The 23,699-nt window shown below is 48.0% G+C and carries 27 protein-coding genes; 18 read left to right on the top strand and 9 right to left on the bottom strand.

Going from position 1 to position 23,699, the window contains the following annotated elements; all coding sequences use genetic code 11:
* Positions 1-785 precede the first annotated feature (785 nt).
* Positions 786-1,985 carry an AAA family ATPase gene (locus HF650_RS25025; RefSeq protein WP_187802885.1) on the top strand — a complete coding sequence of 400 codons (1,200 nt, stop codon included), beginning with the start codon at positions 786-788 and terminating at the stop codon, positions 1,983-1,985.
* 7 nt (positions 1,986-1,992) lie between these two features.
* A complete protein-coding gene (locus HF650_RS25020; protein WP_187802884.1) occupies positions 1,993-2,970 on the top strand; it encodes a ParB family protein in 978 nt (325 codons plus the stop codon).
* A gap of 990 nt (positions 2,971-3,960) precedes the next feature.
* Here HF650_RS25020 and umuC read toward each other — a convergent pair.
* Together umuC and umuD are read right to left on the bottom strand one after the other, a co-directional pair.
* On the bottom strand, positions 3,961-5,235 hold the full coding sequence (gene umuC, locus HF650_RS25015) for a translesion error-prone DNA polymerase V subunit UmuC (RefSeq protein WP_187802950.1): 1,275 nt from the start codon (positions 5,233-5,235) through the stop codon (positions 3,961-3,963).
* On the bottom strand, positions 5,223-5,657 hold the full coding sequence (gene umuD / locus HF650_RS25010; protein WP_187802883.1) for a translesion error-prone DNA polymerase V autoproteolytic subunit: 435 nt from the start codon (positions 5,655-5,657) through the stop codon (positions 5,223-5,225). Before umuD ends, umuC begins: the two co-directional genes overlap by 13 nt.
* A gap of 331 nt (positions 5,658-5,988) precedes the next feature.
* On the opposite strand from umuD, the gene parM reads away from it, so the two are divergent.
* The 6 genes from parM to HF650_RS24980 all read left to right on the top strand — a co-directional run bounded on the left by parM (position 5,989) and on the right by HF650_RS24980 (position 11,197).
* Positions 5,989-6,951, top strand: a complete 963-nt coding sequence (parM, locus tag HF650_RS25005; protein WP_187802882.1) for a plasmid segregation protein ParM domain-containing protein — start codon at positions 5,989-5,991, stop codon at positions 6,949-6,951.
* A gap of 2 nt (positions 6,952-6,953) precedes the next feature.
* Positions 6,954-7,352, top strand: a complete 399-nt coding sequence (locus HF650_RS25000; RefSeq protein WP_187802881.1) for a plasmid partitioning/stability family protein — start codon at positions 6,954-6,956, stop codon at positions 7,350-7,352.
* Positions 7,352-7,612 carry a hypothetical protein gene (locus HF650_RS24995; RefSeq protein WP_187802880.1) on the top strand — a complete coding sequence of 87 codons (261 nt, stop codon included), beginning with the start codon at positions 7,352-7,354 and terminating at the stop codon, positions 7,610-7,612. The genes HF650_RS25000 and HF650_RS24995 overlap by 1 nt, the downstream gene beginning before the upstream one ends.
* A 592-nt stretch (positions 7,613-8,204) precedes the next feature.
* Positions 8,205-9,002 (top strand): inositol monophosphatase family protein, encoded by a 798-nt coding sequence (locus HF650_RS24990; RefSeq protein WP_187802879.1) that lies wholly within the window; start codon positions 8,205-8,207, stop codon positions 9,000-9,002.
* A 12-nt stretch (positions 9,003-9,014) separates the two neighbouring features.
* Positions 9,015-10,151, top strand: a complete 1,137-nt coding sequence (locus tag HF650_RS24985) for an MFS transporter (RefSeq protein WP_187802878.1) — start codon at positions 9,015-9,017, stop codon at positions 10,149-10,151.
* Between the two features lie 245 nt (positions 10,152-10,396).
* Positions 10,397-11,197, top strand: a complete 801-nt coding sequence (locus HF650_RS24980) for a Cof-type HAD-IIB family hydrolase (protein WP_187802877.1) — start codon at positions 10,397-10,399, stop codon at positions 11,195-11,197.
* Positions 11,198-11,238: 41 nt separating this feature from the next.
* Here the strand turns inward: HF650_RS24980 and HF650_RS24975 are convergent, their stop codons facing one another.
* A complete protein-coding gene (locus HF650_RS24975) occupies positions 11,239-12,003 on the bottom strand; it encodes a DeoR/GlpR family DNA-binding transcription regulator (RefSeq protein ID WP_187802876.1) in 765 nt (254 codons plus the stop codon).
* 128 nt (positions 12,004-12,131) lie between these two features.
* Here HF650_RS24975 and HF650_RS24970 point away from each other — a divergent pair, with 128 nt between their 5' ends.
* Positions 12,132-12,536 (top strand): hypothetical protein, encoded by a 405-nt coding sequence (locus HF650_RS24970; protein ID WP_187802875.1) that lies wholly within the window; start codon positions 12,132-12,134, stop codon positions 12,534-12,536.
* Positions 12,537-12,806: 270 nt separating this feature from the next.
* Here the strand turns inward: HF650_RS24970 and HF650_RS24965 are convergent, their stop codons facing one another.
* Complete coding sequence (locus HF650_RS24965) at positions 12,807-13,400, bottom strand: LysR substrate-binding domain-containing protein (protein ID WP_187802874.1); 594 nt, start codon at positions 13,398-13,400, stop codon at positions 12,807-12,809.
* Here HF650_RS24965 and HF650_RS24960 point away from each other — a divergent pair.
* Positions 13,336-13,557: a hypothetical protein gene (locus HF650_RS24960; protein ID WP_187802873.1), complete on the top strand. Its 222-nt coding sequence runs from the start codon at positions 13,336-13,338 to the stop codon at positions 13,555-13,557. The two genes, HF650_RS24965 and HF650_RS24960, sit on opposite strands and share 65 nt — an antisense overlap.
* 646 nt (positions 13,558-14,203) lie before the next feature.
* Here HF650_RS24960 and HF650_RS24955 read toward each other — a convergent pair.
* Positions 14,204-14,680 carry a GNAT family N-acetyltransferase gene (locus HF650_RS24955; RefSeq protein WP_187802872.1) on the bottom strand — a complete coding sequence of 159 codons (477 nt, stop codon included), beginning with the start codon at positions 14,678-14,680 and terminating at the stop codon, positions 14,204-14,206.
* 287 nt (positions 14,681-14,967) lie between these two features.
* On the opposite strand from HF650_RS24955, the gene HF650_RS24950 reads away from it, so the two are divergent.
* Positions 14,968-15,315, top strand: coding sequence for a DUF6404 family protein (locus HF650_RS24950; protein ID WP_187802871.1), 348 nt, complete (start codon positions 14,968-14,970; stop codon positions 15,313-15,315).
* 174 nt (positions 15,316-15,489) lie between these two features.
* Here HF650_RS24950 and HF650_RS24945 read toward each other — a convergent pair whose 3' ends face one another.
* The gene (locus HF650_RS24945; RefSeq protein WP_094419634.1) at positions 15,490-15,822 is read right to left on the bottom strand and encodes a DUF6572 domain-containing protein; all 333 of its coding nucleotides are present in this window, start codon (positions 15,820-15,822) and stop codon (positions 15,490-15,492) included.
* Positions 15,823-16,073: 251 nt separating this feature from the next.
* On the opposite strand from HF650_RS24945, the gene HF650_RS24940 reads away from it, so the two are divergent.
* The 4 genes from HF650_RS24940 to HF650_RS24930 all read left to right on the top strand — a co-directional run bounded on the left by HF650_RS24940 (position 16,074) and on the right by HF650_RS24930 (position 19,030).
* A complete protein-coding gene (locus tag HF650_RS24940) occupies positions 16,074-16,955 on the top strand; it encodes a hypothetical protein (RefSeq protein ID WP_187802870.1) in 882 nt (293 codons plus the stop codon).
* A gap of 491 nt (positions 16,956-17,446) precedes the next feature.
* On the top strand, positions 17,447-18,244 hold the full coding sequence (locus HF650_RS24935; RefSeq protein ID WP_249118882.1) for a transposase: 798 nt from the start codon (positions 17,447-17,449) through the stop codon (positions 18,242-18,244).
* Positions 18,138-18,404, top strand: a complete 267-nt coding sequence (locus HF650_RS25480) for a transposase (RefSeq protein ID WP_249118881.1) — start codon at positions 18,138-18,140, stop codon at positions 18,402-18,404. The genes HF650_RS24935 and HF650_RS25480 overlap by 107 nt, the downstream gene beginning before the upstream one ends.
* A 188-nt stretch (positions 18,405-18,592) precedes the next feature.
* A complete protein-coding gene (locus tag HF650_RS24930; RefSeq protein ID WP_187802869.1) occupies positions 18,593-19,030 on the top strand; it encodes a GNAT family N-acetyltransferase in 438 nt (145 codons plus the stop codon).
* Between the two features lie 124 nt (positions 19,031-19,154).
* On the opposite strand, the gene HF650_RS24925 is transcribed toward HF650_RS24930, so the two are convergent.
* On the bottom strand, positions 19,155-19,964 hold the full coding sequence (locus HF650_RS24925) for a chaperonin (protein WP_187802868.1): 810 nt from the start codon (positions 19,962-19,964) through the stop codon (positions 19,155-19,157).
* Between the two features lie 245 nt (positions 19,965-20,209).
* Here HF650_RS24925 and HF650_RS24920 point away from each other — a divergent pair, with 245 nt between their 5' ends.
* The 3 genes from HF650_RS24920 to HF650_RS24910 all read left to right on the top strand — a co-directional run bounded on the left by HF650_RS24920 (position 20,210) and on the right by HF650_RS24910 (position 21,783).
* Positions 20,210-20,677 carry a helix-turn-helix domain-containing protein gene (locus HF650_RS24920; protein ID WP_187802867.1) on the top strand — a complete coding sequence of 156 codons (468 nt, stop codon included), beginning with the start codon at positions 20,210-20,212 and terminating at the stop codon, positions 20,675-20,677.
* A gap of 58 nt (positions 20,678-20,735) precedes the next feature.
* Positions 20,736-21,248, top strand: a complete 513-nt coding sequence (locus HF650_RS24915; RefSeq protein ID WP_187802866.1) for a GrpB family protein — start codon at positions 20,736-20,738, stop codon at positions 21,246-21,248.
* Between the two features lie 220 nt (positions 21,249-21,468).
* The gene (locus HF650_RS24910) at positions 21,469-21,783 is read left to right on the top strand and encodes a hypothetical protein (protein WP_187802865.1); all 315 of its coding nucleotides are present in this window, start codon (positions 21,469-21,471) and stop codon (positions 21,781-21,783) included.
* Between the two features lie 229 nt (positions 21,784-22,012).
* On the opposite strand, the gene HF650_RS24905 is transcribed toward HF650_RS24910, so the two are convergent.
* Positions 22,013-22,360 carry a DUF6404 family protein gene (locus HF650_RS24905; protein ID WP_187802864.1) on the bottom strand — a complete coding sequence of 116 codons (348 nt, stop codon included), beginning with the start codon at positions 22,358-22,360 and terminating at the stop codon, positions 22,013-22,015.
* A gap of 244 nt (positions 22,361-22,604) precedes the next feature.
* Positions 22,605-23,495 carry a GNAT family protein gene (locus tag HF650_RS24900; RefSeq protein ID WP_187802949.1) on the bottom strand — a complete coding sequence of 297 codons (891 nt, stop codon included), beginning with the start codon at positions 23,493-23,495 and terminating at the stop codon, positions 22,605-22,607.
* Between the last annotated feature and the right edge of the window lie 204 nt (positions 23,496-23,699).

Genomic DNA, 23,699 nt, shown 5'->3' with positions numbered 1-23,699 from the left:
CTCTTCAAATAGGGTTTTAAGATCTTTATTTTCGTTTTCCAAGACGAGCTCCAGATCTGTGGATCGTTGAGCAACGAAATCTTTCTGATGTAATAAAACACATCGTAGCTCAATGAAAAATAGAGTGGTTTTTAGACACAAGTTATACAGCCGCTTACCGCTGCTATCTGACTATAGCTTATATTGTTTACTGTCTACAGCATAGAGTTATCTCCTTGTAGTTTATATGGTGCTTGTCATAGCTTATCTTCTTCTCTTTATAGCTTATGACAATCCCCTCCCAGCCCAGTACTGGCGCGGCTCTCAGCGATCGGGGATCTATTTGGATCTTATAGTGGATCTACTTAGGATCATTATTGTTTGGATCTACTCGGTGGATAAGTGGATAACGCCATAGAGTGACAGTATTTTTTTGGTCTTCTGTGGTCTTATCCAATGGAAAAACAGAGGATCTGCTTTTTGATCAAACTATGCTCAGCCTCAGATTATCTGCGCACAATTAGCCGTGCTAACTATTTCACACTGCAACTAATTCAGGAACTCGATCACCAATAGCCTTACCTTATATAACTACGTTCTGTTTGACCGGTTTCAGGTCAATCTTCTAGGCCGCTTTTTTCTTTTAATCCTGAATGCTTGATCGAGCCAATCTGAAAACCTCGCTCACCAATCCCAATGAGAACAAACATCTGATCTTTACGCTAAAATTTTGGGTTATATGTTTACTTTGTTTCTTGTGTGTAGCATTCTTGATTAAATTCATTAATCCTGCATAAAGGGAACTTTTGATGAACAACTCATCACAGTTACTTAAAGTAGCGCAACGTTCTGAAAAAATGCTCATTGGTCTGACAGAACAGATTCGGGCTCAGAAAGAAGAATTGCAAGAAAATGTTTACTATCAAGTATATGCGAAAGCAGCATTGGCTAAACTGCCAAAGCTCACCAGAGCAAACGTGGATTACGCAGTAAATGAAATGGAAGAAAAAGGCTATGTCTTTGATAAACGACCAGCCGGGACATCCTCCAAATATGCAATGTCCATTCAGAACATTATCGATATTTATCATCACCGCGGAGTCCCGAAATACAGGGACAGGCATCAGGAAGCCTTTACCGTTTTTGTAGGAAATTTAAAAGGTGGGGTTTCAAAAACTGTATCTACCGTTTCTCTGGCACATGCCCTACGTACGCATCCTCATTTGCTCTTTGAAGATCTGCGGATTCTAGTTATTGATTTGGATCCCCAGTCATCTGCAACGATGTTTTTAAACCATACACAGGCTGTTGGCATAGTCGAAACTACCGCAGCGCAGGCAATGCTGCAGAATGTTACGCGAGAAGAACTACTTGATGAGTTTATCGTATCTTCTATTGTCCCGGGTGTGGATGTTCTCCCTGCTTCCATCGACGATGCGTTTATAGCATCAGCATGGACAGAACTATGTGCCCAACATCTACCTACTCAGAACGAACATGCTGTCCTGAAAGAAAATCTAATAGCGAAGCTCAAGAACGATTACGATTTCATTTTCATCGATAGTGGACCCCATCTTGATGCCTTTTTGAAAAATGCAATTGCCGCAGCGGATTTACTTCTGACTCCGGTGCCACCTGCACAGGTAGATTTTCACTCGACACTGAAGTATTTGACCCGTCTACCTGAACTGGTGGATATCATCACTGAATCAGGTTATCCATGTCACCTTGTTGGCAACATTGGCTTCATGTCCAAGCTTTCTAATAAACCAGACCATAAATTGTGCCATAGCCTTGCTAAAGAAATTTTTGGGGGTGACATGCTGGATGTCGCCCTGCCCCGCTTGGACGGTTTCGAAAGATGTGGAGAGTCTTTTGATACTGTCATATCTGCTAATCCATCGACTTATATTGGCAGCAACGAAGCTCTGAGAAATGCCAGATTGGCAGCAGAAGATTTTGCAAAAGCTGTATTTGATCGTATTGAATTTATTCGAGCAAATTGAGGGACTTATGAGCACGAAAAGAGCAACCATTGGTCGGACCTTTAACCCGTCTGCAATGACTAATAACTTATCAGACAGTGCGCTTGAGCAAATTTTTACCCTTTCTACTGGACGGAAAGCCGTCTTCACTTTGCAAACCATTCCTGCAAATGAAGTAGAAGGCAAGACATACGTATTGCAGGAGACGAATGGCCGCGATCAATCTAGTCTGACACCTGAATCCCTGAAGGACATTACATCCACTCTTCGATTGCAGCAGTTCTTCCCGTGTATTGGTATTAAGCGTGAAGAAGGCATTGAGATAATCGATGGTTCCAGACGGCGAGCATCCGCTATCCTTTGCCATACCGCGTTAAATATCATGGTGACGAAGTCGCCTATATCTACCGATGAAGCGCGGAAACTGGCTAGAGATATCCAGACTGCCAAAGAGCACAATATCCGTGAGATCGGGTTACGTCTTTTAACGCTCAAAAACACGGGCATGAGCCAGAAAGATATTGCCAGGTTGGAAGGATTGTCGGAAGCAAAAGTTACGCGCGCTATTCAGGCTGCATCTGTATCAGCCCTGTTAGTTTCGATATTCCCGGTTCAGTCGGAACTAGGATTTACAGATTACAAGGCGTTAGGTGCGCTGGAAGAAATGCTCAAGGCTAAAGACCTTTCTATTGAGGCCTTGCTCGAAACAACTGCACCGGAAATTAATATCATCCTAGCTGATGCCTCGCTTGCTGAAGACGAAGTTAAAAACAGGATTATCAAGATCCTGACCCGTGAAACCGCAGCTATGGCTTCTCTTAAAGGCAAAGACAAAGCAGTTGTAACGAACCTGTGGTCTTTCCCGGACAAAGACCGATTTGCCAGAAAGCGTAATAAAGGGCGCATGTTTGTTTACGAATTCAATCGATTATCGAAAGAACTGCAGGACGAGATCGATGAAGCTGTAGCGAAAGCTCTTCAAAAACATCTTTCTAATGATGCGTAAAGGTGATTCTTCGCCAGTGAAATTACGTAGTTAATTGCCTGATTTAAAATGTTTTTTCTTCATGATTTCACTCTGAAATCGCCACTATTTCATGATGTCTTTCCCAAACCGAGCCCGGATTTTCCGGGCTTGCCAAACCCTTCAAACCCAAAATAAAGCCTGCCTAGTTGGTCCTAGTTGTTCCTATTTTCAGTTTAGCTTTCAATATTAGCGGATACTCAGGCTAAGCTTCTCACCATCGGCGTCGTAGAATAGTACGGAACAAGCTGCGGCTGACATGCAACGCAAAACATAGCTGTCGCTTTCCGGACTCATAATGTGCCAGCAGCACGGGGATTCATTATTCACGCAGTCGTGCCATCATGCACTCTTTTTTACTGTGCGTCATGAAACATACCCAGGCTGAGGCTCAGCTCGGCCACCAGTTTTCCAACCGCAGACTTTCGTCTTACAGCTGACGTATGTGCTTCAGCTCTGCAGGAAAAGTACCTTCTTATTTCTTGCGTAAATAAGAGAATATAGCGTGCAAAATCTCCTGCTTACGGGAGACATGCGACACCCGGTTGCACAGTTCAGCCTGCTGGGGGTGAAGGGAATTTGCTCTTCGGTGAGTCGTGTTTTTTCATCAGCACGACTTCCGTTCAGTTTAATATGAATAAAGCAGGAATTTTTTTCTGAACTGAACAGGATTTTGGTTCAGAGTAAACCAGGTGAGAAAGCTGTATGGGAAACAGCTAAAGAAGTAAAAGAGCGATATACCTGATGACATTAGGACTTAACACTGAGTGGGAAATACCTAAAGTTCTTAGCCTGCTTAAAAGCGACTGCCGCGCCCGGAATCCTCCGGGCTTGCCCAACCCGTCACACCCGGACTGAAAGGCCTGTCCGGCTGCACCAGGTTACCGGTTGTGACCTGTGCGGTTAATCAGACCGGAGCTTCGCACGGCGTCCTGCCGTGCTTGTGTGAGCAGGGTGCCAGAACCACCTGGCTTATCCAATCCGGGCCAGGGGGATCTCTTTCAAGCGTGTGGTGTAGGCAGGACTGAGCATTTCTCGTTTCATTTTCCACTGGGGGGCGATGCCACGGCCGGCAAACCAGACCTGACCGAGGCCGGACTGATTTATGCCGTCCAGGACGTTCATCAGTTCCTGGCTGTGCGGGCGGGGCGGCTGCTCATCAAACAGGTTCAGCTGGGCCAAGCCGGTGGCGGTAAAGTCATTCAGCATGATGCCGGCTTTGGCATACCGGTGGCCACCGCGCCAGATAGGCTCCAGCCCGCGCATGGCGGCCGCAATGATATCGCGGGTGTCCTGAGTAGCGGTGAGAAGCTTTTCAACCGCCACGTTACCGTAATAGGGCTCTGAAGCGGAATAGGGCGAGGTCTTGATGAAAACAGAGATGTGCCGGCAGTACTGGCGCTCACCGCGCAGTTTCTCGGCTGCGCGCTCTGCATACTGGCAGACTGCCTGCCGCATGTCTTCGAGGGTGACAATTCTCTCCCCGAAAACGCGGGAGCAGACAATCTGCTGCTTCGCCGGCGGCGCTTCCTCAAGCGGAATACAGGATTCGCCGTTGAGCTCACGCACGGTGCGCTCGAGCACCACACTGAAATTCTTCCGGATGAAGGCCGGGTTTGTGCGGGCCAGCTGCAGGGCCGTGGTGATCCCCATTGTGTTCAGGGTGCGCGCGATACGGCTGCCGACGCCCCAGAGCTCCTGGACAGGCTGCAGGGAGAGCAGTTTTTCCGTCCGGGCGGGATTGCCTGGTGTCAGCGCAAGGACGCCCCGGAAAGCGGGCCATTCCTTGGAGGCCCACTGCGCGGATTTGGCCAGCGTTTTGGTCGGTCCCATCCCGACGCCGATGGTGCGCCGGGTGCAGGTCTGAACGTGCGCGCGCAGCTGCGCCCCGAACGTTTCATAGCTGATGGCCGTTTCCAGCCCCCGCAGATCGAGAAACATCTCGTCGATGGAGTACTGCTCAACGCGTGGCGCCATCTCCTCGAGGCAGGACATGACCCGGTTACTCATACTCGCGTAAAGCTCATAGTTACTTGAAAATACGTGTATTTTCTCTGCGAAGGTTTGTTCGCGGATTTTAAACCACGGATCGCCCTTTTTTATGCCCAGCCGTTTTGCCTCCGGGGAACGGGCGATGCAGCATCCGTCATTGTTCGACAGCACCACCACCGGCCAGCCCTTCAGGTCGGGGCGAAAGACCTTCTCGCAGGAGGCATAGAAACTGTTCACGTCAGCTAGTCCAAAAATTTTATCACCTCGCGGGTGCGGTGGATGATGTGGGTGACCACGCCGAAAATCTGGAGCTCATCCGGATCGGGATAAATGGGCGGAAAAGCCGGGTTCATGGGCTGCAGACACAGTTTCGGCCGTGTCTGCAGCCGCTTTACCGTGAATTCGGCCCCCATACCGGCCACGACGATATCGCCGTGCTCCGGCTTCATGGCGCTGTCGACAACCAGCAGGTCCCCGTTAAAGAGGAAACCGTCCCGCATGCTGTCGCCGTGGGCGCGCAGATAGTAGGTCGCGCTGCGGTGTCTGATGCAGTACTCATTGAGATCCAGCTCCTTTTCCACATAGTCCTGGGCGGGAGGCGGAAAACCACACGGCACCATCTCCAGAAACAGCGGCAGAGCCAGAGCCTGCGCGCTTTCGGTCGGGGTCAGCATCATGAGGTTTATAACTCCACCCCTTGTTGTTAGTTTACTGTATGTATAAACAGTATATTTACAGATTTCCGGAAGAAGCAAGGATAAAGGGCAGCGAAAAAGGCAACTGCCTGGCAGGTATACAGAAAAAAGACCGGGAGTCGCGTCAGCATGTGGTCATCACGCCGCTCCGGCAAGAACCTGATACTTCTTTATGCTCTTCTCTTGATTTGCTATTATTTATCTCTTATTTGTCTCTTATAGTTCTTGTAATGTGCCCGGATATTGCAATAGAATCCTTATTATTCTCTTATTTATCTCTTATTTATCACTTAAAGTTATCCGGAGAAACGGCATGAAATTCTATGTGGACGACGGCTCGACCAACATCAAGGTTCTGTGGGAAGACGAAGACGAAGGCGAGGTGCGCACGGCGATCAGTCCGAACAGCTTCAAGCGCGAATGGTCGGTCGCCTTCGGCAGTAACACCGTGTATAACTACGCCCTGAACGGGGAGCACTACAGCTTCGATCCGATCAGCCCGGATGCCATCATCACCACAAGCGTGGGCTGGCAATACAGCGACGTGAATGTTGTGGCGGTACACCATGCGCTGCTGCAGACCGGCGTGGAGCCCTGTGACGTGGATATCGTGGTGACCCTTCCGCTGGCAGAATTTTATGACCGTGACAACCAGCCCTCAGCCGAAAATATCCGTCGCAAGGAAGCGAGCCTGATGCGCCCGCTGACGCTGAACGGGGGCCGCACCTTCACTGTCCGGAGTGTGCAGGTGATGCCGGAGTCCATCCCGGCCGGCTACCGGATTGTACGGGATATGGATGAGCTGGATTCCCTGCTGATTATCGATCTGGGGGGCACCACGCTTGATATCTCACACGTTATGGCCCGCATGCGCGGTATTTCACGTATTTACGGCAATCCCCAGCTGGGCGTGTCCCTGATGACCCGTGAGGTGCAGGCCGCGCTGGCAGTTGCCGGTACCCGCAGCAGCAGTTATCTCGCGGATGAGATCATCATCCACCGGAATGACAGCGACTTCCTCCGCCGGCGCGTGAATGATACGTCACGTCTTGAGCTGGTCACTGCCGCGCTTCAGGACTCGCAGAACCGCCTGATTAATCGCGTGACCGATGCTGTCAGCAGCTTCAGTGGCTATTCTCATGTTATGGTTATCGGTGGCGGTGCAGAGCTCATCGCTGACGCGGTCAGAAAACAGTGTGGTGTACGCGGGGAGCGCTTTTATATCAGCGACAATACGCAGTTTGACCTGGTAAATGGTATGCATGAGATTGGTTAAAAATGGAAAAAGCCGACCCACGACGCAAGATCCTGTTCTACCTCAATCCTGAGAGCAACGCAGCCGAGCGCTACGTGTGTGAAGAAACAGACAGGCTGCCACAGGGTGAGCGCGGGAAAGTCTGGCGTGCAGCACTGCTGGCCGGCTTTGCGCTGCGCAAACAGGATCCGCGGCTGCCGAACATGCTGGCTGAGTTCCTCACTGAACACACCACTTTTGACGAGATGGTTACGCTCATGCAGGCGGTGTTTCCCGCTGAGATGAAACGGCTTGAAAATCACCGTCCTGACGAGCGGACCGTGGCACCACGCCGGGTACAGCCTGCACCGGCGGCTCCGGAAGATGAAACCCGTGAAAATGCCAGGGGTATGTTTGGCATCACGAAAAAAGGAACGGACTGATGGGCAGGATAAAACAGAAGGCTGAAGGGATTGCGGTCACAGCCCTGCGGCGGGCCGGTGTTCCGGAACCGCAGCTGCACGCCCGGATGCGTAAAACCGGCCGGGGTTTTCTGCTGGCCAGTATCCTCTTCATCATTCCGCTGGTTGCCCTGGATACTGTGCCGGTCGCCGCAAAGGTGGGGCTGCAGATTATCTATGGCCTGATGGTGATCGTGGGCGTCCTGCTGGCGTTTGACGAAGAAAAGCCGCCCCGTCGGTGATAAACCCCCTGTTCCCCTGAACCCGCTCCGGCGGGTTTTTTTATGCGCTTACACGGGCCTGCGGCCCGGTCGCTTCACTGTGCCGGCTGCACCGGCACGCTGATGACCGTCACGCCCTGCGTGACGGGGCTGCGCCATCTTCCTCCTTTCCGGCGTGATGTCTCCCGGTTCTTCTTCCCCGCATAGGACGCTGCCATACAGCCGTCCCCCGCAAGGGCTGCTTCGCTGAACACCGGCACCCGGTCCCTGCGCAGGCTCCGGGCTGCGGCTTTGGTGTTCCCACTGCGCGCACCTCAGGCTGTATGGGGCCCTGATGATGCGGCGAAGGAACTCGGAAAGACATTACAGATATCTTGGTCGAAACTACTCATGTCTGCTTTTGGCACGAAGAGGATCGTCAAACCTCAACTTCCCTGACTGAGTAAGTCATCTTAAATGACTCTGAGGTGTCTGTTAAACCCGTGGCGATTCAGGTGGGGCGAGTGTAATAGGCTGATGGAGTATTTACTTTGCAAATGCAAACATCCAACAAATTGCATAAAGGAGCAAAATAAATCATTATCAATCACAATCTCACATTATAAGGCTGATTATGGCTACGATACTTCCCTCCACTGCATTTCTTCACGAACTGGCCGATGCTGCAGAAAAACGAACTCTGGCGGGTTATCTGAATGAACATGTGATTGATATTGAGAGTAAACCTAAGGAGGGGTTTCGCTTCGATCCGGTTACCAGTGTTGATCGCGAAACAGAACTTCATTTACGTGAAATCATAAATGAGCGCTTTCCTGAGCACGCTATCCTGGGGGAAGAATTCGGTGAAAGCGGACAGGGTGATCTGCAGTGGGTAATAGATCCCATTGATGGTACACGGCCATTCCTGTGTGGGCTCCCTGTCTGGGGATGCCTGATTGGTTTACTTCAGAACGGTAAAGCAGTAATGGGCATGATGACGCAACCCTATACCGGGGACCGATTCTGGTCGGACGGAGAGCAGTCCTGGTTTGCCGGCCGTTTCGGGAAAAAGATGATGAAAACCCGGCAGACCCGCGAACTTCATCAGGCTATTCTGCACACCACGTCACCGGAATCAGTTGCGCTTTATGAAGGCAATCACTTTGGGGTACTACATGAGCAGACCCTGATGACACGCTATGGCGGTGAATGCTATGCCATGGCAATGCTTGCCGCCGGTCATATTGATATCTGCGTGGAATATTCTCTCCAGCCCCATGACATCGTTGCATTTATCCCCGTTATTGAAAGTGCCGGTGGTGTTGTCACCACACTCACGGGCGAAAGAGCAGAAAAAGGGGGGGCCATCGTGGCCAGTGCGAATGCCGCATTGCATGAAAAAGTGCTTACTGTGCTGAATGACGGGCGATGAAGGAAGACGACAATGAATGAAAAAACCGCAACAAGGACGATTTTCTTTGTTGCCGGCCTGGTGACGGCGACATGGGCTGTTATCGTGCCGTTTGCACGTTTTAATACCAGTGTAAATGAGGGGGGGCTGGGGACATTGCTACTGTGCCTGGGGTTTGGTGCGATGGCTGCCATGCCGGTCACGGGAATGCTGACGACACGGTATGGTTGCAGAAGAGTCATCATCGCTGCTGCCATTGTCATCATGCTGTCCATGCCTTTTCTTGCTTTCGTCAGTACACCTCTGTTGCTGGGGATTAGCTTATTTGTTTTCGGAACCGGTATCGGTGTGACGGACTGTGCCATGAATGTCCAGGCCATTCTGGTGGAGAAAAAGGCGCAGCGGCCTCTTATGTCTGGTTTTCACGGTATGTACAGCGTTGGGGGGATTGCCGGTGCCGGCCTCATGACGGGTTTTCTTTCTTCAGGCCTAAGCATTCTGTCTTCCACACTTGTGCTTATTACTCTCGTCCTGCTGCTTCTCCTGCTCAGTTTCAGGCAGCTCCTCCCTTATGCCAACCCATCTGAAGGACCGGCATTTGCTGTGCCGAAAGGTACCGTGCTGATACTGGGTCTGATCTGCTTTATCATCTTCATGGCCGAGGGGACGGTACTTGACTGGAGTGCTGTGTATCTCGTGGACAACCGTAACGTGGCAGAATCACTGGGAGGTCTAGGGTTTGCAGCGTTTGCCACCGCCATGACGGCAGGAAGACTGACGGGTGATTATATCGTGGCGCGTCTGGGAGCTCTTGCCGTTGTTCTGGCTGGCGCAGTTGCCGCGATGGCCGGTTTTGTCATTATCATCTGCAGCACTCCTGTATGGCTGCTGCTTACGGGGTATCTGCTCATTGGCATCGGGTGCGCAAATATTGTGCCGGTCATGTTTTCACAGACCGGCAGGCAAAAAAGCATGCCCCAGACAGTGGCAGTGCCGGCAGTCACCACGCTCGGCTATATAGGCGTGCTCGCCGGACCCGCAATAATCGGGTATATCGCCCATCACTCCACACTTGAACACGGTTTCATTTTCGTTATCGCGCTGCTTTTCATGGCACTGGTGCTTTCTTACAGTATCCGGCAGCTTCTTAAGCCTGGCGCATCATACTGATACAGCGAAATGCCCTTACTGCCCTGTATGACCCCTTTTAAGGGGTTATGCAGGGCAGTGTGTGTATTTTCCAGCAGTCTGTCTGGATACAGGAAAAATGCACGCCCCAAATCACACATAAAACATCATAAAATTGCACAATCGAGCATGTATTGGTAACTTACCTGCTATCGCGCTCTGCGCATAACGAATGAATATCTTCAGCCGCAGCTTCGCTGATCGCTAACTTTATGAGAGGTGGACACTTGATTAAACTGATTATTACTGACCTTGACGGCACATTTCTTAACAGCCAGGGCGAATATGACAGAGAGCTGTTTGCAGAAGTCAAACAATTGATGACAGAAAAGGGCGTTCAATTTGCGGCCTGCACGGGCAAGCAGTGCGAAAGGGTGGAAGAACTTTTTGCCGGGCAGAGTAAGGATCTCTGGATAGTGGGCGACAGCGCAACGCGCATCAAATACAACGGTGAATTTGTCTTTCAGTCTCTTATTGAAAATACCCTCGGTCTGGCCATAATCAATACCCTGAGGCGCGTGAGCAACAGTCATGTCGTCATTGCCTGCACACCGGGAGGCGCGATTGTGCACTGTGAGACTCCCAAAAGGCTGAAGGATAAAATCAGGCGTTCATACACTCGGATGACAGAAACCAGCGATTTCAGTACGGTATCCAGTGACTTTGTGAAGATTACTGTCTTTGACGAGGAAGGAAACTGTCCCCAAACACGGCCTCATCTCAGTCCTTTTGAGGATGATGTTTATATCGTGGTGTCCGAAGCTGCATGGATCGATATCGCCGCATACGGAGTGCATAAAGGCAGCACGGTACAGAAGCTACAGCAGCTCCTTAATGTCACAGCAGAACATACCATGGCGTTCGGGGACGGTCACAATGACATCGAACTGCTGGCGGAAGCGAACTACAGTTTTGCCATGCGCAACGCCTTTGAAGAAACGAAAGCCGTGGCACGTTTCATCACGGGAACAAATGACGAAAATGCCGTGCTGGAAACTGTAAGGCGTCTGCTGGCACTGCAGAACTGAGCAGTATTGCCATCTCCCGGCAATCAGCGCCAGGAGATGGATTATTCAGCAACCCGCAACTGCACATCAGTACGAGAAAAGGACTCCGTATTTGTCAGACTGCTGACCACCACGATATCAATGGCTTCACATGGCGCCACTTTATACCTTGCTATCTGCGGCATCTTGTCTGCTATGACTGCAGCCACAACCTCATTAGCCTGGCTGAGGACCTCTTTTTTGAAGCAGGCATCCTCATAATAGACTGCTGTCAGACCGGCCTCAGGATCAAGGCCACATACACCGATAAATACCTGGTCAAAAAGCATGTCCCTGACCTGATTTATTGGGCCGGTACCCAGTACGCTGCCTGTCTGTGGGTATACCTTTCCTCCCAGAAGAATAAGTTCACCCTGTGTGCGGCCACTGAGTGCGGCAGCTATCTGGGGAGAGTTTGTTACGACAGTAAGCTCCATCTGTGGCGGGATAAATCCTGCCATTGACAGATAGGTGGATCCCGCATCGATAAAAATGCAGGTGCCCGGCCTGATAAGATCTGCGCAATACTGCGCCACCCCGGACTTCTCCTGGATATTCTGAGAGATCCGGATGTCAAAGCTTGCGGACTGTTTAAACTGGCTTACGGCTCCGCCATACACCTTTTTACATATTCCGCGCCTGGCCAACTCCTGCAAATCCCTGCGTATGGTGTGTTCAGACACACCCAACTGACGTGCGACATCAGCGCCGACGACCCTGCCCGACTCCTCCAGTATTTTCTGGATGAGGGTCTGACGCTGCTCCGGAAAAGCATCATAATCACTCACTAGTTATCTCCAAAAGCATCACAATATTGCACAAAACATCAAAAGGCTGCATATTAACGTAAGATGATAATACATGCATCACCTGACGGCGTATGTAAAACTCCTGCTGATTATCTGAGGTTGAAAACATGACTGATAAACTGTTCGGACACGATTTTGATAAAAATGTCGAAGATCTATCCAGGATGACTGAACAATGGTTTATGCGTAACAGAAACAAAGATCTGGCTGAACAATTTAGCCAGTATGTGGCGGAAGCGCAGACAGGGAAACTGGGACAATACTTTGGACGCGTGCTTGATGGATCTCTGGAGTGCATCATCGGTGTACTGCCCGTGATGGCAAACAGTTTAACCTCAGCCGCTGGCAGGGTCATTAAGGTCTCCCGGAGCAAACTTAAACAGCTGTTCAGTATGATAGTTTACTGGCTGATTCAGTTTCATTCAGGGCATCCAGGAAGCATTCCTGTCAAAGCTGAAATACTTGATATCACAAATGGTATTCTGAGCAGCAAAGTACATTTTATTCGATAAAGTGCTGATTTTATACTTGCGACGTTGTGGAATTTTTTCTGGAGCGTCAGGAAACTGATTACGGGAATGTCGCTGGAGAGCTGACATTAGCGAGGATAAGTTACAACTGGACAAAATTTTATCCATTAGCGATTTAATAATGGAGATGTAACTGCATGCCGGGTGAATTTAATGTACTCCTCAGTTCAGGCGGGCGCGAACGCCGGCAAAACGAGCAAGCTCAGGTCTGCTCTCGCTAAAAGCGAACCTCCAGCGCAGTCAGGAACGCGTTCAGGCCTCCTGCGCAGCGGTTTCCTTAAGCCATCGGATAAACGCCTCAACCTTGTGCCATCGTCTGTCAGCATGTGTGCTGATGTAATACCGCTGATGGCAGAGAAGCGCCAGTTGAGGATACGGTGCAACCAGCTCGGCGGATGTAATTTTCTGTTTCACGAGCGTTTTTCGCCCCATGGCGACACCAGCGTGATTTATCGCAGCGGTAGCTGCAAGATCTGCCTGATCAAATTCGGTGCTGCAGGCTGCTCTGATATCCACGGCAAACTGCGTCCCCCACAACTGCCACTCGTCATTACCGGAATCCATACTCCATGCCTGACGGTCGTGAAGAAGGCGACAATGCTGCAGGTTTTCCGGACGGTCAGTCAGTCTGGATTTTTCAGCGTAATCCGGACTGCATACCGGGATAATATATTCATTCATCAGATGCTCCTGATGAAACCTTTCCGGTCCTGCATCATCAAAACTGACCGCCAGATCGGCATCCATTCTGTGCAGGTCAAGTTTCTCGTTTCCGGTTTTGATGACGAGATCGATGAGAGGATACTGCTCCTGGAATGACCCAACAGACGCCCTGTGCTGCGGCACGTTCTGGCTGCAGGCGGATTTTCTCACGCTCGATGCACAGCTGACGGAGGAGCAGGTGGGGCAGGCGATGGAAGTGGCAGAGGACAGCCATGACGCTGACATCGGATTTAACTGGGAGCACCTGCGCTGTGCGATCGACGCGGCGAAAGGCGCGTAACCCATTCCCTCCGTGTTCGTCGGGCGGTTTTCCCGGTGAATGCGGAGGCCGCCGGCGCGGGCGGCAGGGAGCCCGCAGGTATCGCGCCTTCGGGCGTGATACCCGTAATCTGCCGGACAGTAACCCGTTGCCCTCGTTAAGCATGACTTAAATTTAAATAAATTGTATCCCAGGCGAAATTCATACTGATTACCCTAAACTTAAATCAATAACAAAAGGCATACCGGACATGCATTATCGCAATCAGGACTCCTTTCCGGCAGGTCCGATGTCGAACCTGCCGGTCTTTATTTCTCCTGCATCACGCTGACACTTTTCCTGTCCCGCCCCTCCGGTATGCCATGCCCCCTGAAGACATTCCCCTGCTGCAATACGTTCTGAAAGGACGTCGCTGCGCTCCACCTCTCTGCCACTGTCCGTCCTGATGTCCGGCCTGTGGCGGGCAGAAAGTGCCGTGCCCTCACGGTAGCCGGGCTGGCTCGCCGGCAAGCAACTGTCTTATGCGTGGGTAAGGGCGGGGGCCATTATGTGCGAGAAGCGGACATTGAACAAATGAGCCCTAATTAGTATAGGGGGTCGAAGCTGCCGTACTGAACTTGTCGCGATCAAATTTCCGTTGGTGAGCTCTCTTGCCGAGAGCAAAAATTTAGGCTGATAATGCAATGGACATATTCATGCAACGCAGATCTGTTTGGGCAAGTCTTGATGGGGATGTAGTTTCCTTGATAAACATAAAGCCATGCTTTTCGTAGAAAGTTTGCGCGTTTGGTGTTGAGGTCAAGGTTAACTGTTTCAGCCCTCTTTTAATCGCCTCATCTTTAATCGTTTCAATAATCAGACTGGCAAAACCTTTACCAAAATAATCCGGCAATGTAAAAATAGCTTCTACACTACCCTCGGTAAGGTCCAGATAACCCGTTGCCACTATTCCTGCATCAGGCAGGTCGACAACAAAGAAAGGATTTTCTGTAATAACCTCCCTGTAATGTTCAGGCATAGCTTCAGGCGTCCAGGCCTCAAGCACTCTGGCACAATAACTTGGCTTACATCCTTCCCGGATAGAAAGATTCCTTATATTCCAGCATTCCACTGCCTCTTCAGGTACTGCAAGCCTGATTTTCATTTGTTTTTCCTTTTCGTCTTCTTATATTTATAGATTTATCATGAAACGATTTTGTTTCAACATTTTTGTTAAACAAAAGAGTAAAGTCCGCTTCGGGCACAGAGCGGATCGACTGAAGCGCCGTGAGGTCCGCAATGAGCGAACAGCGAACAGCGAACAGCGAACATAGTCAGTCTCTTTTGAGTTATGATACCAAGTGAATTCTGCACCTCATAGTTCAGATCTGAATGCTGGAAATCATAACAGAGGTCCCTAAAACAGACTAAGTGTGATTCAGGGAGAAAAAGATGAGTTTTGAGCGAAAAAAGAAACGGGCATTAGCCATTATGGAAAGTAAAAAAATGTGGCGCAGCAACTACGCTCCTCCTCTGTTGCGTGCATTATGGAAGTTAGGACTAAAAATCCCGCCATTACCTTTCGCTTCATTCTGGCAAGTAACGTTAATTATGGGATTCGGATTTGGTCTTGTATGGGGACTCGTCATGTGGTTTTTCGTTTGGCAAGGTATGGGCGTTCAACCTTCCTCAGCGATATTCAGAAGTATCTTCGGTGGGATTCTGTGTGGCGTAATGACGGCAGCGTTTCACTGGTGGCGTAAAAAGGCCAATAATCTGCCTGACTGGAAAAACCTCTAAATGACTTACAAACGACTCAGCATCGCTTAAAATTCGCTTCTGGCACAATGCGTACAGGGCTTACTGAGCTAATGGTCCGCTGAGAGCGAGGAGCGGAAGTTCATAGTTCTTTGCGAAAAAATTTCAGGCTTCACTGACATAGCCCGATGCTTTAGTTAGCAACAGGGCAGATTCTTATCCTTCTACCTTAATTTTAAGTTCGATGCCCAGCTCTTTTATGCAATCAGTGACATGATTTAGAAAAGGGTTTGCTTGAGATGACGGTTGATATTTACAAAAGATTTCAATGACTTTTTTTGTCGTTTGAGTAGCAGGTGGAAAACTTTGATAGATTTCTCCCGACTCGATGAAACGCAGGTATGTGTTTAATTTTTCCTGGAGCAGAAACAGATGTTCATCAAAAGAGGCATCCCAGTCAAGATGATCAGAAATCCCCAAGTTCACCTCATTAGGATTTTCTATCGGTATACCAATACAGTCAATCGTGTTGAGGTCTTCTACTGACATAACTTACCTGCTTATACCCAAGTTTGATGATTAATTATAATAGTAAAAATAACACAGACCTTCTTACATAGACCACTGCCATTAGTTCTGCTATGAGCGAGAAGCGGACCTTCTTGTACAAAGCATGTAGCCAGATTACAGTGAAGCCACTGATTGGCAAGTGAGTCAAACCAGACAAACAGCCAATGAAGCAAAACTTCGCCAACATCACCAAATCTGGATAACTGATCAGTTTATTAGGACAACAAATAATGTCATTCAATAATAAAAAATTGTTAATTACTCTCTTATCTCTCTGCACATTTCAGACTTATGCAACACAATGCACTACAGAAACCTTCGCTAAAAACCAACTGAACAACTTCATCCTTCTGAACGAGCCTACAAGAACTGAAGTTCCCAAATCTGTATCAATCACTATCGATAGTCCTGATGGGTATCTCCGCACATCGGTTCAAAGCAATTTCAGTCAATGCGGTGAGTTAATTGGCGGCAATATGAAAGAGGTCAAAACCTCAACGGGCCAGAACGGCGTTTTCACGGCAACCTCTGACATTCAGTTGAATAAAACGGAATCTGGCTGGCGCATCAAGGTAGACTCAAGCGGGGTCATAGCCGATAAAAACAGCGAGAAAATCACGCAGATATATCGACAGATTCTTGAGGGAATGTACCTGCTTAACGATAAAGGGATTCTCAGCCGTGCGGTTAATCGTTCGGTCATCGCGGCCACAAAACCGGAAAATAAAGACAAAACCGTAGTCAGCACAATCGACTACGCCTTCAATTCATTGGGATTACTGGCAAGCGCGACAAGCAAAGGAAGTATGCCGATAGATAATTATACGATTGTATATAGTTATGATAGCAATCATCGCCTGATCAAAACCCAATCACCCTCAACCATAGAGGAGTTTAGCTATGATAACGAGGGCCGTGAGTTGACCCTAAGCAAGACCCAGACGTATTTCACTATCGAAAAAAATCTGACCACCTGCGAGCAGTGGAACTCACATGGAGCATGCACACAAGCTAATGTGAATATAACAATCACCCCAACCGATCAGAAAGATAAACAGTATGTGGACAAACATAACGCCGTAATGACGGCAAAATATGAATACTGGAACTGACCATTTCACCTGTTGCACAAGAAGTCCAAATGGTATTGGATCCGCATCTGAATTCTTTATTTCATCCAAATTCTGAATAGAACCGTTCCAGTATGGCTTGATCGAGAGCCGACCTGACCCAGTACGATTGTAAGTATCCCTGGAAAACGGGCCATCACTTTTAGAGGGCCTTTGGCACTCCAACTTCCGCTTCTGGCACAAAGCGGACTTTCAATACCTGGCTTCCCCTGACAAAGCAACCACACCGTGCCTTCACGCTGGCCCGGCCGCTGCGTCCTGAAGGGTACACTTCGTCCTCATCCTTGTATGTTCAGGGTGACAGTGAGAAGCGTATACACTCATTGTGTTTTACCTGATGTTGCAGCACGTTCGTCGTCCTGGGATATGAGCCCGAGGGTGAGCATCATTGCGCAGCATCAGTCTCAGTATTAGCCCGAACAATTGCCCGGGCGTGCAAACAGCCCGTATCTGCAAGGCAGGGAGAACTGAACATGAGCGATAAAACCACTGTCGGAATAGACGTAGCCAAAAACACCCTGGAAGTGTTTATCGACACTACCGGGCAGTTACTGCATCTGGAAAATTCAGCTGCGGGAGTGCTTGAATTGCATGAAGCACTCAGCGGGCTTGCTGTAGCTGGAATTATCATGGAAGCAACAGGCCGGTATCACTGTACTGCTGAATTAATGCTGAGTGCATCGGGTCTGCCAGTCGCAGTGATTAATCCTCGTCAGATAAAGAACTTTGCCAGAGCCATGGGCAGGGTGGCAAAGAGTGATCCCATCGACGCGAGAATTATCTGCGAATATGGCCGTCGCATGACACCACAGTACAGACCGGCAAAAAGCGAGCATCAACAGCATTTAGCCATACTGCTGATGCGCCGGCGTCAGCTGGTTCAGAGTCGGGTGATGGAAACCAATCGCCTCAGGGAACGATGTGGCATTTATATCGAGCAGGGGATCATGCGGCACATTAAATGGCTTGATGCTGAGATTGATATACTGGATGCCGAGATTAAGCAAAGGCTACGCCAGGATGACACTCTGGCTTCAAAACGTAAGTTGCTCGATAAAGTAAAAGGTATAGGGCCAGTAACGCAGGCTGCTCTTTTGATACAGCTCCCTGAACTGGGCTCGCTTACGCGCCGACAGGTTTCAGCTCTGGTCGGTGTTTGCCCTTATGACAGGGACAGCGGACAACTCAGGGGGGAAGAGGGCGATCTGGGGAGGCAGGTCTGGTCTGCGCGCGACGCTTTATATGGCCATGCTTTCAGCAGTTCGTTTTAACCCTCAAATCAGGGCGTTTTATGATGGATTACTCGCGAGAGGAAAACCGAAAAAAGTGGCTCTTACTGCCTGTATAAGGAAATTTGTCACCATACTCAATGCAATGTTTCGTGATCAAAAAGACTGGATTTATGAGGGTGTGAGCAGTCTGGTTTCTTAGTTATGGAAACTTTCATCCCTGCCTGACCCTGAACGATTTCACCAGACGCTTCCCGGACAGTCTGCTGTGTGTCATAAATGAACGATCATTACAATGCTGATTAAATCACAAAAGAACACATACGGCGTGGTACTGGAAACAAGGATATGTATATATTAACAGCACTTGTTCCAGGAAAGGTAAGTTAGATGAATAGCTCAGTCGAAGGGATATGTCTGGATGTATGCATAAATCCGGGGGCAGGACAATTGCTGCCTATTGAGGAGGGACTTAATCATTTTAACGACTTAATGACAGGTATAAGCGATCGGCAGCCATTATCCGTATTAGTGAAATCAAGTGACACCGGTGAAGTGCTGGGAGGTATGCAAGGACGCTCTTCTTTAGGCCTGCTTTTCATCGACCTTTTCTATCTGCCACCAGAGTTGCGGAGAAGGGGGCTTGGTACAGATATTCTTATTCGCTTTGAGGAAGAAGGTAGAAAAAGAGGCTGTGCTGCTGCATTTTTGTACACGATAAGCTTCCAGGCCCCTGAGTTCTACAAAAAACACGGCTGGAAAGAGTTCGGACGTATTGAGTGCAAACCAGAAGGTACTAGCCGGATATTTATGAGTAAGACCTTGTAGAAAAGATCTGCTTTTCGTCCCGGCATACTTCGTGAATCTACAGAGGGTCCGCTTTGTGCCAAGAGCGGACAATATAGATGGTATATGTAGAAAGTGAACATGCGCCGGTTGTATGATTTACCAGTCACTTAATTATTGGATAACTCACACAAGTATGTCCGTTGCTTATAGCATACATTTGGTTTCCCTTAAGATTTACAAATGGAAATGTCGTATACTCATAATTTATAGAGGTCATATTAAATGTAAGGAATTTATCTTCAAGATCTAACTTTGTTGAGTGAGCAGGATATGTTCCTTCATTTTTTATTGTGATAATAAATCCGATAGGGAAAAAATGTAAAGCACAAATAATTGCCACATGTCCTTCGTTCATAAATGCTACACTTTGAGCAGATATGTGCATTCTGTGTGGGTAAAACCAGTAGTAAATATCATGAGTCTCCTCAAAACTTGGGTTTTTACCCAAAACATAATCTTTTAAAGGTGTATAGAAGGGGGTATCTACGGGTTCTTTTTTACAATCTTCAACTGAAGTTGCTGATAGCACATGTCCAATCATAGCCTTAGTGAAAGATATACTATCAAAAGGTATTCTAATGAATGGATATACATTCATACCATTCATATATTGATTCAACTGTTCTTTAAAGGAGTTTGCTACATTTTCAATTGCAACATCGAACCCACCTAAAACCTTATTGTTGCAGTGGCCGCAAATGGTTCTGAAATAAGATCCATTTTTAGCATTTAATGGTTTAACTGGTTCCTGAGCATTAAAAAATTCGCTAACTGTTTTCTGAAGGACAGGACCTAAGGTTATGGCGCACTTTGGAGGGACATGATCTTTTGTGAGCAAGTCATATTTTCCACAAATATTGCAATAACCTTTGGTAATACCATTGTGCTTCCATCGTTCACTAATTTTTGACATTTTTATTCCCTCAGTAGCATAATCTATCTATACCTTTTTTAATACTATCAAAGATACAACTTAACTTAAGTAAAAAGATAATTTTTTACCTAAGTAATACAATCAACTTCAACGCGTAACAGTCTGCTTCTCGCTCAAAGTGGCGTGTCAGAACTTTGTCAGGTTACTGTCGGGTTATGATCGTGGTCGTGCAGGATTGTCTGGACAACACTATGCGCTGACCACCTTCCATTCGGAGACATAATATGAGTGATACCAATAAATTTAGGTCGCTGCGTCTTGTGCGAGCCTGGTCCCAGGAGCAGCTTGCCGAAATGTCCGGGCTGAGTGTGCGCACGGTGCAGCGTATCGAGAATGGCGATCAGCCCAGCCTGGAAACACTGAGCGCCCTGGCAGCTGTATTTGAGGTGAGTGTTGCGGATCTTTCTGAACGTGATACGCCTGGGGATGACGCGCTCGACCAGAGAATTGCCGAAGCGAAGAACAACCTCGCTGAGGAAGGCCGTTTTTATCGGTCAGTTATTACAGCTATCGTTGTTTGTGCACTGCTGCTTGTTCTTAACTACTTTACGGCCCCGGCCAGCGTATGGTCATTGTGGGTAGCGGGGATCTGGTTTGCACTGCTGTTTGTTCGTGGCATGAGGACGTTTGTTTTTCGCGGGCTGATCAGCCGTTGGCAACAGAAGCGGCTGCGGCAGATGCTACGGCGGTAACAGCGATTCGCAACATAGATATTATCTTATGAGTCTCTGGGAACAGAAGGAGGTATTTATGCGTAAAATAGCTGTAGTGCCATACGATGAAAAATGGCCTGAGATGTTCAACGCTGAAAGTTTTCTCATAAAGACGCTGTTGGGTGACGTTGCTAAAAATATTCATCACATTGGTAGTACGTCAGTGCCTGGCCTCTCAGCAAAACCCGTGATTGATATCCTTCTGGAAGTTCACGATATCAACGAATTGGATAAATACATCCCTGCAATGGTTAACGCCGGATACATTGCTCGCGGTGAAAACGGTATTGCAGGGCGTCGGTACTTCATTAAGGGCGGTGATCAGCGTAGCCATCAAGTACATGCGTTTTCAGTCGGAGATATACAGATACTAAGGCATCTTGCTTTTCGTGATTATCTGAGGAAAAACAGAAATATTGCAATGGCTTACGCTGAGATGAAGCGTGCAGCAGTATTGCTATATAAGGACGATGCACATCGTTATAGCGCATTTAAAACAAACTTTATAGAGCACCATCTGCAACTCGCACTCATTTATCTGGAACGATAGATATTGAATTTGTCACTGCGATGTATTGTTTAACACAATGCAAATGCTCAATCCCGAGAAGTAAGCTGCCTGACAGATCTGCCTCTATGCGTTATGAAACGCCCGCTTAGTGCCAGAAGCGGACATAACTGATAAAGTAATTTCTCATTTTTCGAGGCATTGCTACATTAGTTATCAACGAGGTTATCGCCAAAAACATCAATGGCTCAAGGGGAATGATATGATATTTGAGATTAGAAAAGAAGGCAAAACTATTGGTGTTTCTCAATTAGAATTTGGTGATCCTCCAATGGGAATAGTTCATGGGGATTTAATACCAACACAGTTTTACTTTCCAAATGCCGATACAACAGGATGTAAACTATTCATTAGCGAAACTGATGAAGAAAAAATCTGTGGTTTTATCGCTATCGAAGATTTGTCACAAGAGCTAGATGAACCTGCTATAACAGTCACCATATCGGTTAGTGCAGTAGAAGATTATGAAAAATTTTTTAAACAGCATTTAGATAAGTACGAAAAACAATTCACCTGAGAAATGCGGTAACATGCATTTTCTTCAAATATCGATCATTTACATTATTGACGACACGTCAAGATCAGGCAGGTTCTTTCTCCTCGTTTGCTGAACTTGCCGTTTCCTGTGTGACCTACTCCCGGTTGATTAAAACACCTCGATGTTAGTTATGTTGTAGCTGGAGCTGCGAACTTCCGCTCTTCGCTCCAAGCGGACATTGAGCGATGCTAAGCCCTTTGCAAATTACTTACAAATCCTGCCAGTCAGGCAGTTTATTAACCTTTTTACGCCATCCGTGAAACGCGGCCATCATCACGCCAAACAGAATGCCACCCAGGAGGCTCCGTAATATTGCCCACAAAGGCTGCATTCCCATATCTTTCCAACTGAAAAACCACATCATCAGGCCCCATACAAGACCATACATCAGTCCCATCATTAACGTGATTCGCCAGAAAGAAACGAAAGGTAATGGCGGAATTTTTACGCCTAACCGCCATAATCCACGCAACAAAGGCGGAGCATAGTTGCTGCGCCACATTTTTTTACTTTCCATAATGGCAAGCGCACGTTCCTTTTTTCGCTCAAAACTCATCTTTTTCTCCCTGAATGACACACATTTTTTTAGCTGAACCTCAATTATGATTGCTTCAGCTAATCTTTTGAATCATCAAGAGTCCACTCTTTAGATTTACTGCGGGTAATATCGCTGTCCGCTCTTCGCTCATAGCGGACCTTAACGCTACTTATCTTGTCTGCCTTATACAACAAGAAAAGAGTTATATAAACATATTTCATATCAACACACGGCAACAGATTTAACGTTCAGGTTCAGCAGATTAACTAAACATCGCAGGTAAAAACTCAAATCTGAGAATGCATGTCCGCCCCGCTTTTTCAGCTGTCTTTATCGACGGCAAATTTTCCGGAATGATTGTCCCTGTCATTAGGCAGGGTTCCCGGCTGGAGCGTTGAAGATGGTTACAAAGCAGGCGCTGAGCCCGGGAGGCCAGAGAGCGCCCGCGAAAGGCAGGAAGGATTACCTCTTCAGAAATCCGGTAGCCACTTAAAAAAGCGACGGTTCCTTTTTCGCAAATTATCAGTCCAACGCGTATTCCTTCTTCATAAACAATATGCGCATCGCCTTGTGAAATATGATCACTGAGTTCTTGGTCATCGACAGAGCACAGATTGCCTCTTAAGGCTGGGATAGCTAACAACGAATGCTGATAGGCATCCATGAGCGCCTTTCGACACCATTCAAAATCGGCGTATTTAGCAGGCCTCAGGCTTACTGTGTCATCCTGATATTCTGAGGCACCTGACAGGCAGGATGCATAGATGAATTGATCTGTTATACCCTGATTTTTTTGATGGCCGGCCGTGAGAATTCGAATGTACAGCGGATTTAGCTGCGCCCACTCCTGGCTGACAGATTTGAGTACAGAACAATCTATCCTCGAGTCTGAAGCGACAATGTCAATGAAAGGTCTATTGATATCGCCCCCACGGTAACGCGGACCAGTAAGAAAATGCTGTCCATCAATATTAAGCTTTCGCTGTAAAAAATACTCCTGTGGCAAGCCAGTTTCTTTCCACGGGAACCTTGCTGAAAAGGTACTATCCACACAGTATTTTTCCTGCTCAGAAATCCATTTTTCAAGCCAGCTATGGAGGATAACTTGTGGGACGGGCAGTTGAGCATACTGAGAAAGCATGAATTTTAGCATCATATCTGTCTGGCATAATTCCATGGATCAGGTCAGGCTACACAGATTGCACTACCTTTCGCTCAAACAGCAAGCCGCTTTCGGAACTACAGAATCCACTTCTGGTTTATGGCGCGTGCAACGCTAAAGTCTTGTCCGCTTCGTGCCAGAAGCGGACATTATACTAGTGGGGAGAAACCTGCTCCCCACTTTTGTTGATGATGC

Origin of the sequence: Kosakonia sp. SMBL-WEM22 (assembly GCF_014490785.1) — a bacterium.
Taxonomy (GTDB): domain Bacteria; phylum Pseudomonadota; class Gammaproteobacteria; order Enterobacterales; family Enterobacteriaceae; genus Kosakonia.
This window is presented reverse-complemented; position numbering and strand designations above follow the sequence as displayed.

Coding starts and splice junctions, on each gene's coding strand:
- HF650_RS25020 (WP_187802884.1), top strand. CDS start 1,993: ATGAGCACGAAAAGAGCAACCATTGGTCGGACCTTTAACCCGTCTGCA.
- umuD (WP_187802883.1), bottom strand. CDS start 5,657: ATGATGCTGACCCCGACCGAAAGCGCGCAGGCTCTGGCTCTGCCGCTG.
- parM (WP_187802882.1), top strand. CDS start 5,989: ATGAAATTCTATGTGGACGACGGCTCGACCAACATCAAGGTTCTGTGG.
- HF650_RS25000 (WP_187802881.1), top strand. CDS start 6,954: ATGGAAAAAGCCGACCCACGACGCAAGATCCTGTTCTACCTCAATCCT.
- HF650_RS24995 (WP_187802880.1), top strand. CDS start 7,352: ATGGGCAGGATAAAACAGAAGGCTGAAGGGATTGCGGTCACAGCCCTG.
- HF650_RS24990 (WP_187802879.1), top strand. CDS start 8,205: ATGGCTACGATACTTCCCTCCACTGCATTTCTTCACGAACTGGCCGAT.
- HF650_RS24985 (WP_187802878.1), top strand. CDS start 9,015: ATGAATGAAAAAACCGCAACAAGGACGATTTTCTTTGTTGCCGGCCTG.
- HF650_RS24970 (WP_187802875.1), top strand. CDS start 12,132: ATGACTGATAAACTGTTCGGACACGATTTTGATAAAAATGTCGAAGAT.
- HF650_RS24960 (WP_187802873.1), top strand. CDS start 13,336: ATGACGAGATCGATGAGAGGATACTGCTCCTGGAATGACCCAACAGAC.
- HF650_RS24955 (WP_187802872.1), bottom strand. CDS start 14,680: ATGAAAATCAGGCTTGCAGTACCTGAAGAGGCAGTGGAATGCTGGAAT.
- HF650_RS24950 (WP_187802871.1), top strand. CDS start 14,968: ATGAGTTTTGAGCGAAAAAAGAAACGGGCATTAGCCATTATGGAAAGT.
- HF650_RS24945 (WP_094419634.1), bottom strand. CDS start 15,822: ATGTCAGTAGAAGACCTCAACACGATTGACTGTATTGGTATACCGATA.
- HF650_RS24940 (WP_187802870.1), top strand. CDS start 16,074: ATGTCATTCAATAATAAAAAATTGTTAATTACTCTCTTATCTCTCTGC.
- HF650_RS24935 (WP_249118882.1), top strand. CDS start 17,447: ATGAGCGATAAAACCACTGTCGGAATAGACGTAGCCAAAAACACCCTG.
- HF650_RS25480 (WP_249118881.1), top strand. CDS start 18,138: ATGACAGGGACAGCGGACAACTCAGGGGGGAAGAGGGCGATCTGGGGA.
- HF650_RS24930 (WP_187802869.1), top strand. CDS start 18,593: ATGAATAGCTCAGTCGAAGGGATATGTCTGGATGTATGCATAAATCCG.
- HF650_RS24925 (WP_187802868.1), bottom strand. CDS start 19,964: ATGTCAAAAATTAGTGAACGATGGAAGCACAATGGTATTACCAAAGGT.
- HF650_RS24920 (WP_187802867.1), top strand. CDS start 20,210: ATGAGTGATACCAATAAATTTAGGTCGCTGCGTCTTGTGCGAGCCTGG.
- HF650_RS24915 (WP_187802866.1), top strand. CDS start 20,736: ATGCGTAAAATAGCTGTAGTGCCATACGATGAAAAATGGCCTGAGATG.
- HF650_RS24910 (WP_187802865.1), top strand. CDS start 21,469: ATGATATTTGAGATTAGAAAAGAAGGCAAAACTATTGGTGTTTCTCAA.
- HF650_RS24905 (WP_187802864.1), bottom strand. CDS start 22,360: ATGAGTTTTGAGCGAAAAAAGGAACGTGCGCTTGCCATTATGGAAAGT.
- HF650_RS24900 (WP_187802949.1), bottom strand. CDS start 23,495: ATGCTAAAATTCATGCTTTCTCAGTATGCTCAACTGCCCGTCCCACAA.